Here is a 14,354-nt window from a genome sequence, read left to right on the forward strand (position 1 = left end):
TTTTGTATGTCGTATAATATTTGAGTTGTAAGAATGATATTTTTTGTATAACCAATGGTTTCTACCTGCACAGCATATGTTTTTTTATTTTAAGCAAAGTCCATACGAAACTCGGCTTTTTAGGACCAATAAATGAAAAGGCTGCAGACAAAAATTTGTCTACAGCCTCCTCTAACAAAATTAATTGCTAGAATTTATTCTCAAAAGTTAATCAATAATAAATGATTCAATCATATTTTAAAGAATTACAAAGGTAGAATTTGACTCGTTGCTAAAATCAACTTTTATCCAAAAAAATTTTTGGATTAACACTGATCTAAAAATTAAGGGAAGTAATATTTTTCATTTAAAAATATATTGATCTATCATTATCACCATTAACTCCATTGAAACACATTAATTTATAAATATAATTATTTATATCTACTTTTTATAATAATAACTGAAAATTAATTTTCGATAATACTATAAAACGCTTCTTTTTCGTCAGTCCACCCCCTTAGTATAAGATTGTTCCTCTCTTCTATAGAACTAGTAAAGTGATGTGATCCAGGACCACTAGCATTAGGATTAAATACTCGATAAATAGAATTATTTTGGTCTTTGTCAATGTTTGAATAAAAACCAATCCCTTCATTTTCCCAACCTTGTTCTATAATTCTCTCAAATTCATCTAAATCTTTTGTGTAAAAGTGCTCTCCTGAATTTGGGTTATATGAACGATACACAATAACACCTTCAGAAGGTGTTATCCATGCGATATCTTCATCCATCCAACCATTCGATATTAAATCGTTTAACTCAGTTTTATCTTTTGTATATAGATGCTCCCCTGAGTTTGGATTATATGCACGATATAAAGGAATATTTTTATCAGATTTAGTTGGTAAATAAAATTCTAACGGCATACTTTCATTTCCTGATTTATCTGTTGCTTTCACAACCAATTTACTTCCGGGATCTGCTTTTACATCCAAGGAAATTTTTCCTGCAGTTTTACCATCCGCTGTTCCCGGGACAGAATTTGAACTTGTAAGTATCGTATCTTCGTTATTGTAGACAGTAATAATAGAACCTGATTCAGCAGTTATGTCAAAAGAAAATCCATCTTTTTCAGCATTAATATTACTAACAATTGGAACGTTTGGAGCAATAATATCAGAAAAAACTAGTGGTATGATATTATTTCCCTGCTTCTCAAAAAGATTGATTGAAATTAGATTAGATTCATCTATTGAGGCAAAGACTTCAGTTACAAGTCCATTTGGTGCATTATTTTTAAACCAATTTTTGTCGAGATTTAAACTTACAGGGAAAATTATTTTAGAAGATTTTAAAATTGCCGCATCACCTAGCAATTTCACAAATTCAGGCACCATATTTATCTGATTAGGAAATTGATCCAAATAAGCATTTACAATCATTTTTACAGGTAATAGTGCAATATTTATTACAGGAACTAACACAGGTCTAGATGCCCCCTGCATTTCAAAAGTACTAATTGCCGACTTCAAGTGGGAAACAATTTCATAAACTTTAGTAGCTAACAATTTTACTGTTGCTTCATTGAACTCTGCATTCAGAACTGCTCCATCATCACTGATTACAACTTTTGAAGAAGATTGGACCAAATCTACATTCACTAACTGATTTACAGCATCTAATGCTGTATAAACCTCCTCTGCATTAATGCTAAATCCAAGTAAAGATTGATCATCAATTAGTTGTGATAAAGTCACTAATGCCTTATTTGACTCAGTCAGCAGATCCTTTATCAATTTTACATTTTCTGATAAATCGAGTCCCATTTGAACTGTCACTTGTGCATCAGCTGTTAGTGAAACATATCCTTTTAATTCATCAGGAATCTTAATAGCTGCCGTTTTATTTCCTTTCAATAATAATTGAAACTCTGCAAGTGCTGAATTTTCTACTACGAATTGTCCATAATTTGCACCAATATTTTTAATCTGCTGAAAATCAGTAGTTAATATTGTTTTTTCATTGATATTGCCACCAATAACTGCGGCTTGAGCCGTCTCTTGATTAATAGTCAAAAAATTTGTTGTTTCCGTTCCCACCAATATTCCTGTAAAAAGTGAGGCAACAATAATTCTTTTTAGTTTTCTATTCATATTTTTCATTCCTATTCATAATAATATTATTCATTGTGTTGAATAATATCGATTTACATTACATTTCTCTTTTTTCTTGTTTCACTAATTTTTGATCATAGAAACGGGCAAAAGGTAAATAAATCAAAAATGCAACTAATGCACAAATGAGCGCTACAACAGCAGCTTTCCAATCTCCTCCAGTACTAATAAATGCACCAATACCAACAGGGGATGGCCAAGGCATGTTTGCAATAATTGGTTGAATCATTTCAAATTTTATAGCAAAATATCCAATGCTAGCGGATGCCATGGGTGCTAAGAAAAATGGAATAGCTAAATACGGATTATAGATTAATGGAATACCAAAAATCAAAGGCTCATTAATATTGAAAAACACAGGAACTAGTGAGGCTTTCCCTAAAACTTTTAGTTGTTCAGACTTTGCCATATATACCAAAAATAAACATAAACCGAGGGTTGCACCTGATCCTCCTATAGTTACAAAAGCGTTGTTAAATTCTCCAGCTAGTGGAATATGTGCTCCTTCTGTATTAGCCGATAAGTTACTTAAAAGAATTGGTGAAATTAACGGGAAAATTATATTAGCCCCATGAATTCCTACTAACCATAATGCGTGGACTAAAAAATAAATAGCAATTATACCTAACCAACTATTAGTTAATTTTGTTACAAAACTAAATGGTATCGCTATCATTTGGAAGATATCTGTATTAAAAACAGTTAAAATCCCAATAATTATTAAAACAACAAAAGCTACTACAAAAGCTGGAATTAGCGCCGTGAAGGCACGAGTAACACCTTCTGGAACTGAATCTGGCATTTTAATTACCCAGTTCTTCGTCACACATAATCGATACAATTGAACAGCAATAACAGCCATGACAATTCCCGTGAAAATACCAATAGTACCTAATCGAGTAACACCATCATTCCCCATCGCCCAACCATTGATAATCAAATCATCTATATTCGTTAAGCGAGTAATTTGTCCTCCGTCATTTATCAGTTGTGGAATTGATAAAAAGAAAGCAAACATCGCTAATAAGGCACCACTGATCGGTGTCATATTTAATTCTTCTTCTTCAGCAATAATTTTAGTATACTCATAGCCTAAAGCCACACAAAAGTACAAACTTAATATGCCCATTGTCGCACTATTAGCTAGCATATATAAATCACTGATTTTAAAAAATGTTGCATTAAATATTCCTTCTAAAGAAGGAAAAGTCAATGGTAAAATATTAAAGACCAAAAACATTGACCCAACAATTGTAAAAGGAATTGCACTTAATCCGGCACCCATGATAGCTCGAACAATTTTGAATTGTGCCAATTTCCCCATTGGTTCCATCAAAGTTTTTTCAAAAAAACTAAAAAACTTATTACTCGAATCTTCCATAATGATTTCACACTCCTTCTATACATTATTTTTTTTAATAATTTGAATATATTTATAATACTTATCTTTTTGGGTATATATTTTATTTATCATTTGGATCACAATCACAGATAGCGTGATCCCAACAAAAAAAACCAACCATAAAGTAATTTTCACAGAAAAGCTGCTATTCATAAATGGAAATAATTGCGATTGAATTTTTTTTAAAGGCAGTGTAATAATCAGGATAACATTAATCGATAGTTGAATTTTTTGATATCGTAAATGATTGTCTAATTGATTGCGTAACTTATCTGAAATAAAGCCATATAATTTAACGTGTTCAACAATTGCTAATATTGAAAATATTAACAATCCAAAAGGTACTAATGAATACACCCGATTGGTCATAAACAATGCTAATCCCCAATATAAATTTGAAAAGAAAAACAGTGCCAAAACATATCTCAAAAGTAAAAAACGATTAAATCTAAAATTCTTAAGCATCATTTTTTTCTTTTGATATTGAATTTTTTGCTCCTCCATCGTCACACCTCATTTCTCCGCTACTTCTTTGTAAAGGTATAACATTTCTATCGCTACCTCTTTTAACGTCATTGTAGTCATTAAATGATCTTGAGCGTGTACCATAATTATTTCTAATTCAATTTTTTTACCTTCTGCATATTTTTGTAAGAGACTCGTTTGAACCTTGTGAGCCTCAATTAAAGCCTCGTTCACGTCATCAATATATTGATGAGCCATCTTAAAATTTTTTTCTCGCATTGCTTTAAATGCTTCGTGTATTAGCGTTCTTGCATCTCCACTGCTTAAAATGATTTTAAAGGCAATTTCTTGTAATTTTTCATTGTCCATTTTTTTCCCCTTAATTATTAGATTTTTCTATTCCTCTAATAAACGTATCGATGAAACTCTCAAAACTTTCACATTGACTTAATTGCTTTCGCAGTTGGTCATCTTCCATAATCAAAATCAAAAGCTGACTCACCTTTTCTATCTCAAATTGCTGCAACTTATCTGGTGACAGCAGAAAGACCAGCTGAATTCCATCATATTTCCCATCCCAAATCACACCTTCAGGAACAACAGCAACTGCTACATAGGCTTTATTAGTGACAGCTTCAATCGGGTGAGGAACAGCCAAATAATTTGAAAATACTACCGAACTATACGATTCTCGCAATTTTATTTGTTTGAAAAATATTTCAGCAATTGATCTATTTTCGATTGATTCAATACCATGAACTAATTTCGATAAAACTTGTTCTTTATCTGGTTTTCCTGTTAAGCAATAGAATAATTCTGGCTTAAAACATTTTTTCAACAGAACAATTTTCTCTGAAATATCTTCTTGGATAACATTAGTGATTGCCGTTTTCTGCTCCATAATTTTTAAATCAGCTAATGCCTGGTTGATTTTTTGTATATCCTCCTTATTCAAGAAAACACTAACTTCAAGAATAGGACGATTAAGTGTGATATTTCCTAAATTAATTGAAGAAATAATTAAATCAATTTTAGATAAATCTTGATTAGCAACTTCATAGTAACTAATAACTTTTTCAATCGATATTTTACTCCCGAATTCTCGCTCTAAGCGATTTCGAATCAGTTGTGCGCTCCCAAGTCCTGTCGTACAAATAACTATGACTCTGGCTTTTCTATGATTATAAAATCGCTCCACTGCTGCAATGACATGAATAACTATATACGCCCATTCACTGTCTGTTATTTCATATTTTGTAAAAATCGGCATTTGTGAAAGCTGTTTAACAGTGAGAGTGAATAAATCTGCATATTGACTTTTGATTTCACTGGTTAAAGGATTCTCTATTTTTATCTGATTCTGAAGACGTGTCAGTAATGGTAAGAAATGAACCATCAATCCTTCAATGAGTATTTCATCTTTAGTCAAGTCAAAAGCGCCTATTTGATCAATTTCTACTAAGGATCTTAACAGTTGTTCTCTTATTTCAACTTCATCAAAATATTCTTTGTGAAGAGCAGATCGCCCTGTCACGCGACTTTTTAAATGCATAGTAATAAATTCTGCTTCTTGTTTGGGAAAATGTATTTGATCAGATTCTTCAATCCGAGAAATTATTTTAAGAGCTGTTTTGTATTCGATAGAGTTAAAATCTAAATAAGACTCCAAAGATACATCAATTTCAAATCCATCATGAATTCTTTTTATCGCCAAACCGATATGTAAAACCAAATTATAAACAATAAAATCAGATAACTTGAGCCCCGATTTACGACATTCGTCCAAAACAATCATTACAATTCCCTCAATATTAATTCCTTGTAATAAATTTGAGTAAATAGAAAATGCAAACATATTATCTTGTAAGCGGTCCATAAAAAAGAAACTCATTATAAAATGACGTATGTTTTTCTCTTGCCCAACGATATAAATTCCTTGATTATTCTTACTCTGCAACTCAATATCATAAGGAGATAACAATCTTTTTATTTCCGCTAATTCGTTAGAAATTGTTGAGCGAGAGACAAATAATTCCTCAGCAATATCATCAACATAGATATTACTTTGTTCAAAGAACAAACGATTCAAAATATAATATTGTCTATCATTTGCTATGGATACGTTACCTAAAACCTGTGCTTTTGCTTCTTGTTCAATCTCCCGTAAACAGAAATTACTGAATTTCTTTTTATCACGAATAATTATTTTATAACCACTTCCTTGTTTTGCTTTTATTTCTGCAACTTGTTCTTTTTTTAATGTATCTTCCAACAAATGTAAGTATTTTCGAACTGTGCGGCCAGAGACTTCAAGAGATAATGCAATATCTTGACTAGTTAAGTAATGACCTATTTGTTCTACAAGCAATTTTAAAATTTGAAATTCCCGTTTACTCAACATAGTAATCAATCCTTATTCAATATTCTCTGTAATTAATTGAGCTAATTTTTGTATCCCCGTGGGTACAGGAATGTATGCTTGCGGGGGTATATTAATAGCAGGTTTGCCGTATTTACTGGCCGCTTTTTCTAAACTAGCAAAAAACATTTTAGTTTGCGGGCTTACTAGATATAATTCAAATTCATCTTTATTAATTGTTGTTGTTCCTTGAGACTGGGATGTTGCAGTCACTTCAATATCATTTCCCATATTTTTCAATTCTTTCGTTACCTTTTTTGCAATTACAGAAGAAGACATTCCTCCTGCACAAATAATTAATGCTTTTTTCATAAAACTACCTCCTTCTTCTTTGATGATTTGAAAAAATAATATAAACTATATATCCGAAGACTAACTTATGCATAAATCATATATTTATGATTTGATTATATATTATAAAAGATAATAAATGAATATAGACTATTACCGCATTGATAATGTATTTTTTTACTAAAGATGCCTTAATAACTAAATTTTAATAAGTTCGATCTTTCCTACCAATACAAAAAAAGAGCAGATTTCTCTGCTCTACTTATTATTCGTATCAATTATTATTATTAGTTACCGTAAAATACAATTCCTTCATCATACCATCCATTCTCAATTAGCCATTTCTTTTCTTCTAAGCTTTTTGTATAGTGATGATTAAAAGAAGCTTTTTGTTTATTATATAGTCGATAAATCGGTATCCCTTCAGAAGTATTCATTGAATAAAATGCATGCCCCTCTTTCACCCAATTTTTGGAGTATAGATTTTCATATTCAGCTAAACTAGCAGTATAAATATGTTCTCCCGTATTAGGATTATAGGCTCTCCAAACCGGATCTCCAGACTCCGAAGTTATCCACGAGACACCTTCATCAGTCCAGCCATATGAAATTAGATTACTTCTCTCATCGTTTGACAAGGTATAGAAATGCTCTCCACTACTTTCATTATACAATCGATACAAGTTAAAATTCTCTTGATTTTTCTTAACTTCTAAACTAGTTGATGTAGATACTTCACCACTATAGGCAGTAACTTTATAAGTTCCCACAGCAGTGTTTGCATCAGTGTTAATAACCCCATCTTCGTCAACCGATACATTGTGATTATTGGTTGTATTTGCAGAGTCAAATTCCACCTTATACTGAACCTGATTTCTTACCCAATCATCATTGATAACCTGATTATTTTCATCAGTTAACTGTACATTAATTTGAAGTTCGTTTCCTTGCTGCAATTCCATATTTTTATTGAGAATCTCAATTTTTTTAAGAATCGGATGTGTAATCACATTTAATGTGGGCCTAAGATTATTCAAATTATCTATCCCATCTACCTCTTCAACTGTGCCACTAAAGGTATAATTACCCGCCTTGTTTTCATCATAATGAATCATTTCCCAATTTGATACTGGTACAGAAACTTGAGTTCCATCTTCTAACTTGGTATCCACTTCAGTTGGTAAGTCTAATTCATTAACAGAAAGACCTGTGGAAGTATGATAATCAGGTAATTCAAAAGAGCTGATATTTTGCTTCAAAGCAACCTTTAAGAAATTACGCATTGTTCTTTGATATAATTCAGGATCCGTCTCAAATGCTTGTCCATGACCCGCGCCTTCCACAACGAGCTTCTCTTTATATCCAGCACTTGCATTAAATAGATCGTCTGTCCCAATTACATTATCTTCCGTATCTTCACTGCCAATGATAAATAATTTAGGTAACTCATTTTTTGAAACACTATTAAGAGGACTAATTTGATTTAAATTAAAACCAAGTCTCTCTTCAGTTTTCTGATTAAACTGACCAAAAATTGCCGAAACAAACTCCCCTGCATCTTCAGATACCAACCCCTTATATCCACAATCTTCAATATAAGCAAAAACATTAGGATGAGGAGTAGTCTGTGACATCATTGTTGTGGCAGCCCCCATTGATATTCCTTGTAAAACAATTTTTTGATTGGGATTTGTTTGAGCAACTTCATCAGAAATCCATTGATTTAAATCATCTTGTTCATAATAACCAAAGGTAATATATTTACCTTCACTTCCATTCAAAGCACGACTAGCTACCATTAATACATTATATCCTTCATCAGAAAAGAATTTCGCTTGTCTAATCGTATCAAACCAATTCGCTCGATATCCATGATACAATATTGCTGTTTTATCAGCTCCATGGTCAATATATCTACTACGTAGTTTAATCGGATGACTCACTTCATTTCCTCGAATATCTCGATAAGTTTCATGTGCATTAATATAACGATAACTTGTGTTCTCCAAATGATTGTACCAACTTGTAACATACCATTCCGCAGATCCTTCTTCAGGGTCTCCACTAACTATTAAATCGTCATTCATATTCATTAAAGGAATATTTGTGTTAAACATAATGTTGAAAGCGATATCAATTACAAAATCTGGCAATGGTTTATTTGATGACAACAGTTCTTCAGGATTACTGACCCCCTTTTGTATTAGTTCTTTTTCTAGTGTCTCTTTAAATTTTGATTTAAAATCAGGTGAGTCACTTTGGGATACCAATGATCTAACTTCTTCTCCAGTTATTTCTTGACCTTGAGCTGTTTCTTTAGCATCAATCGGTATTCCAATTAAAGAAAATCCCAAACAAGCAGCACATAATAGAACAACTTTTTTCATTATAAATCTAACCTCCATAATTTATTTTTAACTTCATAAAAATAATAAATAAACTTCAAATTACAAAGCAGACTTTTCATTTGTCTTAGAAACAATAAAAAATAGTTTAAAAGGACTAAGCATCAATTTATATTAAACAGTAAAATATTGTTTACCTTATAACCTACTCATAGAAATATTTTAGAAAAATTATTATCCACTTAATTTTCTTGAGACACAACAGTTAAAACTGGCTTCAAATAATCTGGATTAATAATATTTTGATTTTCTATTTCCAATGTTCCACTAAAAGTGTAGCTACCGACTTGAGTGTCATCATAATGAATTGCTTCCCAATTGGATACTTTAACGGCTTCTAGGCTCCCATCATTCAGAATTACAGTAACTTCCTCTGGTAAGTTTAAGTTTTCTACAGCGGTTCCAACAGGAACCTGATGTTCATGAACATCAAACGATACAATTTTTTTATGGAGAATATCTTGTAAAAATCTTTGGACAGTTTGTTGATACAATAGTGGATTAACATTATAAGAATCACCATGTCCAGCACCTGCAACAATCAATTTTTCTTTGGGGCCAATACTGGTGTCATACATCTGTTCAACTGCACTCAATGGAATAAAATCATCTGATCCTCCATGAACAAATAACTTAGGAGTTTGATTGATACTTAAAGCATCAACAGGAGCAATTTGATCAATACTAAATCCTAATGTCATTTCTGTTCTTTGACTGATTTGTTCCACAACGGTATCACCACTAATTTTTTTCAATGACGGGATTAGCTCAGTAAACCCTGCGTAGACATGTTTAATTTCATCCCTTAATGTGGCAAATCCACAATCCTCAATATAAGCAGCCACATTGGGATGGGGATTATTTTGTGACATCATCACTACTGATGCCCCCATCGATACCCCCATTAGTACAATTTTTTGATTTGGTGCAGTTCTCGTTACCTCATCTTCAATCCATTGGTTCAAATCAGATTGTTCACTATAACCAAAAGTAAAATATTTTCCTCCACTTCCATTAAGCGCTCGATTAGAAATCATCATGACATTGTAACCTTCATCAGAAAAAAATTTGGCTGGTTTGATCAATTTATTCCATGGTGTTCGCCAACCATGATTTATTAAAACAGTTGTATCTGAACCATTATCGATATATCTACTCCGAAGCTTAATTGGTCTATTTATTTCATCCCCATGTATATCTTGATAAGTTTCATTAGCTGTAATATATCGATCACTAGTATTATCCAGCTGATCATACCAATTCATCGTGTACCAATCAAAACTTCCTACTTCTGAATCATCTGTAACAATTAGATCATCCTTTAGATTTAGTATTGGGATATTCGCTTCAAATGTCATTCTGAATATGATATTAGCTACTATATCTGGTAATTTCTGATTGTTTGATTCTTCAGTATTATTCATCTCCTCTTCGATAATATCTATCATTTCTTTTTGACTACTAAAATCTGGTTCATCCCGCTCTACTTGAATATTATTTCTTAATGGCTGTTCGTTAGTTTGAATCGTCGCCTCAGCTAATGTATGAGGCGGGGAAAAAAATAGATTGCCTAACAAAACTAGTATTATTCCTGTTTTTTTCATTTATTAGCCTTCTCCTTCAATTTTTTTATTAAAACAAAACTCTCAAATAATTTGTATATTAATGAATCGCCTTTTAAATAACATTAGTTATTTTATTTCGAATATGCTACAATTTTTTTAATGATTATTTAAGTAAATTTAAAATAGTTCATTTTATTTATTATAAAAATCTCTAAAATCTTTTTCCTTCTTTATGGAATTCCGAGTTTTGATTCTGCTATTGTTCATGAATGGTCTAACGACTATTATTTTTCTTTGTAATTGATACTCACATAGATATTCCATATCTCCTACTGGATAAATTCATCGATTCAACCATAAATATAGTTGTAGAATTTGATTATTTAGATAGATAGTCTTTCTGAATACTGAGATCTAACCTAAAATCAGTTTTCTAACTGACTTAATTTATTTACTATTAAGTAAAAACATTACAAAATAATTAATGACATATACTAATTTTTTAAGTGCATTTGCATACCCACTACTCTATAAGTAAGTAACCATATTGAAATTCAGATTAGTTTGCGACACTCTTATTAATGATTCACCCATATTTGCAAACTTAGTAACACCATTCTTTTATTACCTCTAGTACTAACATCATCGTTTTTACTTTACATATTTAAATCATATTATTCATAAGATCACCTTCTCACTTAATACTATTGTCTATCGATAGATTTTAGTTAATATCTTTTCTCTAATAAAAAGTATATTGGAGAACGTTCTCAAAATGAATAGAACCTTTTTCCACTGCAATGCGGTATATTTTTGAAAAACAGTAGCAGTTCGCATATGTTTAGATTATTTTTTGAACTCAGTGCTAAATATACTTTGAAATTTCATCGTTCGTATTAAATTCAAAAAACTAAAAAAGGCCTGACTATACCAGTCTAAAAAGCCCCTTAGAAGTTAGACCAAAAATCTAACTTTTGAGGGACAGTACCGTCTCTAATAATTTAAAACATTCTTTTATTCCATCTCAGAATACAGATTTACTATGCTCAATATTCGCGATTGTCTAAACTATAAATTGCTCTAGCCTATATTCATTTTCATATTTTCTCAAGTCACTAATTCGGAGAAATTCAAGTTAAAGATAAATACATTAATAATAATCTTTATAGTTTAAAGTATTTAATTTTATTACATACACTAACATTTACATGAAAATACAATTATATTAACATCTTAAGTAAATAATCTTTTTCTAATAGAGAATTTTATCATCCTAAAAATACTATTATATGTTATGTTTATATTAAATATAGTGTAAGGAGTAGATTTGATGAAAAGAAATATTGGTTTATTGCTGATTGCATGTTGTTTTTTAAGTTTACAAACAGCGTACAGTAGTCAGACTTTTGCTGATGAAAAAGCAGATGTGAATTCAGAACAAAAAATGAATGAATTGAAGCAAGAATTAGAGCAAGCCGGAGTAAAAGGTGACAACGTGCCTTTAACGGCAGATGGACAATTGCCTGATGCACTTATTGACTTAGTGATAAATTTTGTTTTTTTAGCAGATAATCCAATTTTAAACTTTAATGAAAATATTGAGATTTCAGAAAATCCAGAGGAAGGGAGTCGTGATTGGTATACCAAAAATTGGTATCAAAGCTTAGACAATATTAGTATCAGAACGATTGAAACAACTGAAACTTATCACGATAGTTCAGGCAATCAGGTAACACATCCAATCAAATTGACTGGTCGTTACATTGACAACAAATCTGATACCACAGCCATTTTGCATCATGGCTACAGAGCAAACTGGAATGATTTAATCCGACAAGCTAAAATTTTTGCGGAAGACGGCTTCAATGTTTTGATTATCTCCAGTCGAGGATTGAATGGCAGTGAAGGGAAATATTTGTCATTTGGTTATTATGAACAAGATGACTTGAATCTATGGATTGATAACGAAGTAAATCAAACTAGTTCAGATCAAAGAATTATTCTGATGGGACTATCAATGGGTGCTTCTGTAACAATGATGTCACAAAAAAATCCTCACCCAAATGTAGCAGCTTATATCGAAGACAGCGGATATGATGTTTTATTCAACGGTGATACTAGTGGTTTTGATGAAGTTTTTGAGCAATTTCCATTCTTAGATTTTATTGACCCTGAACAATTAGCGGAACAAGTAAGTAGACGAACGAAAGCACTTTTAGGATTTAGGCTGGAGGAAATTGCACCGATTGATAGTTTACAAAATAGCATTCCAAAACTTTTCATTCATGGTCGCGCAGATACAGGGACACCCGTCAGTGTTGCTGAAGAATTATATGCAAAAAGTCAAGGATACAAAGAATTGTTAACAGTCGAAGGAGCTGAACACGCGGCCTCTTACGAAGCAGATCCAGAATTATATACGCAGACTTTACAAGCATTTTTAGACAAAGTGCTTAGCAGAAATATCAGTTCTTTCAATCAAACTGAACAACATATCTTAACTGGTCAAACCGTAGATACATTGAATTTACCAAAAAACGTTACTATGACTTTAGATGATGGTCGTCAACAAGAAGTATCCGTTTCAAAATGGGATACAAAAAATTATGATGAAAAAGTCCCTGGAAAGTATACTTTTACTGGTGAAATTGAAAATTCAGATGTGACTATCAAGAATCCAAAAAATCTTCAACCTACTGTAACAATCATCAGTCATCCGCGACCGGAAAAAATTAGTATTCTTAACAACGAACTTGAAATTAGTCAAGGTAATCAATTATCCATTAACTCAGAAATTCTAGATGGCAATCAGAAACCAATCACTGATTCTTGGATTACGAATCAAATTAAGTATCAATTAGTATCAAAAACAGCTGATTTAACGAATAATCCGAGTGCAACAATTGATGAAACAGGTTTGATTGATACTCAAGAAAATACGGCGACTGGTGATTATAATTTGACTATTCTTTTCAATGAAGAAATAAAAAAAGAGATAACTGTAAAAATTACCAGCAATGGTCAAAATCTTTACCGTTTGTATAATCCAAACACTGGGGAACATTTTTATACTTTATCAACAAAAGAAAAAAATCATTTGATTTCTATAGGCTGGCATGACGAAAAAAATGCATGGATGACACCCACTTCAGGAAAAGAGGTTTGGCGTTTGTACAATCCAAATTCTGGAGAGCATTTTTATACTGCCAACAAAGATGAATACAATCAACTAGGTAATATCGGGTGGCGTCAAGAGGGTATAGCTTTTTATTCTGCCGAGAGTAATGGACAACCAATTTATCGTGTCTATAATAAAAATCAGACGGCTTTCAATCATCATTACACCAGTAATGTAGAAGAAAGAGATCATTTATTAAGACTTGATTGGCAAAATGAAGGTGTTGCTTTTTATGGAAAATAATTTGTAAAAGAAGAAACGAGTTATCGATAGTCTATTCCAGACTGTAGGCAAAAATCCAAAATTTGGATAAAGTCTACAGTTTTTTTATGTATTTAAATTCTTTAAAAAGACAGTGTCAGTAGTGGATATTTTTAAAAAAAGATACATCTAATTAACCTCGACCAGAAAGAACAGTTACTGGACAATTCAATAATTTTATCTTTATTATATATATCTGTCTTAATTTACAA

Annotated in this window: 9 protein-coding genes; 1 reads left to right on the top strand and 8 read right to left on the bottom strand. The window is 31.6% G+C overall.

What is annotated here, in order from left to right:
- Positions 1 to 449: 449 nt before the first annotated feature.
- The 8 genes from ACVWNY_RS07205 to ACVWNY_RS07240 form a co-directional block, all read right to left on the bottom strand.
- Entirely contained in the window at positions 450 to 2,135 is a 1,686-nt protein-coding gene (locus tag ACVWNY_RS07205; RefSeq protein WP_454071199.1) for an adhesive domain-containing protein, read from the bottom strand.
- A 58-nt stretch (positions 2,136 to 2,193) separates the two neighbouring features.
- Positions 2,194 to 3,537, bottom strand: coding sequence for a PTS cellobiose transporter subunit IIC (celB, locus tag ACVWNY_RS07210; protein ID WP_454071200.1), 1,344 nt, complete (start codon positions 3,535 to 3,537; stop codon positions 2,194 to 2,196).
- A gap of 18 nt (positions 3,538 to 3,555) precedes the next feature.
- Entirely contained in the window at positions 3,556 to 4,062 is a 507-nt protein-coding gene (locus ACVWNY_RS07215; protein ID WP_454071201.1) for a hypothetical protein, read from the bottom strand.
- Positions 4,063 to 4,071: 9 nt separating this feature from the next.
- Positions 4,072 to 4,392, bottom strand: a complete 321-nt coding sequence (locus ACVWNY_RS07220; protein ID WP_218325153.1) for a PTS cellobiose transporter subunit IIA — start codon at positions 4,390 to 4,392, stop codon at positions 4,072 to 4,074.
- 10 nt (positions 4,393 to 4,402) lie between these two features.
- Positions 4,403 to 6,424 (bottom strand): BglG family transcription antiterminator, encoded by a 2,022-nt coding sequence (locus ACVWNY_RS07225; RefSeq protein WP_218325152.1) that lies wholly within the window; start codon positions 6,422 to 6,424, stop codon positions 4,403 to 4,405.
- Positions 6,425 to 6,436: 12 nt separating this feature from the next.
- Positions 6,437 to 6,754: a PTS cellobiose transporter subunit IIB gene (locus ACVWNY_RS07230; RefSeq protein WP_218325151.1), complete on the bottom strand. Its 318-nt coding sequence runs from the start codon at positions 6,752 to 6,754 to the stop codon at positions 6,437 to 6,439.
- Between the two features lie 266 nt (positions 6,755 to 7,020).
- The gene (locus ACVWNY_RS07235; RefSeq protein ID WP_454071202.1) at positions 7,021 to 9,120 is read right to left on the bottom strand and encodes an Ig-like domain-containing protein; all 2,100 of its coding nucleotides are present in this window, start codon (positions 9,118 to 9,120) and stop codon (positions 7,021 to 7,023) included.
- A gap of 200 nt (positions 9,121 to 9,320) precedes the next feature.
- On the bottom strand, positions 9,321 to 10,742 hold the full coding sequence (locus ACVWNY_RS07240) for an Ig-like domain-containing protein (protein WP_218325149.1): 1,422 nt from the start codon (positions 10,740 to 10,742) through the stop codon (positions 9,321 to 9,323).
- 1,291 nt (positions 10,743 to 12,033) lie between these two features.
- Between ACVWNY_RS07240 and ACVWNY_RS07245 the strand changes: the two genes are divergently transcribed.
- Positions 12,034 to 14,124 carry an Ig-like domain-containing protein gene (locus tag ACVWNY_RS07245; protein WP_218325148.1) on the top strand — a complete coding sequence of 697 codons (2,091 nt, stop codon included), beginning with the start codon at positions 12,034 to 12,036 and terminating at the stop codon, positions 14,122 to 14,124.
- Positions 14,125 to 14,354 lie beyond the last annotated feature (230 nt).

Source organism: Enterococcus sp. JNUCC 77 (assembly GCF_054819945.1).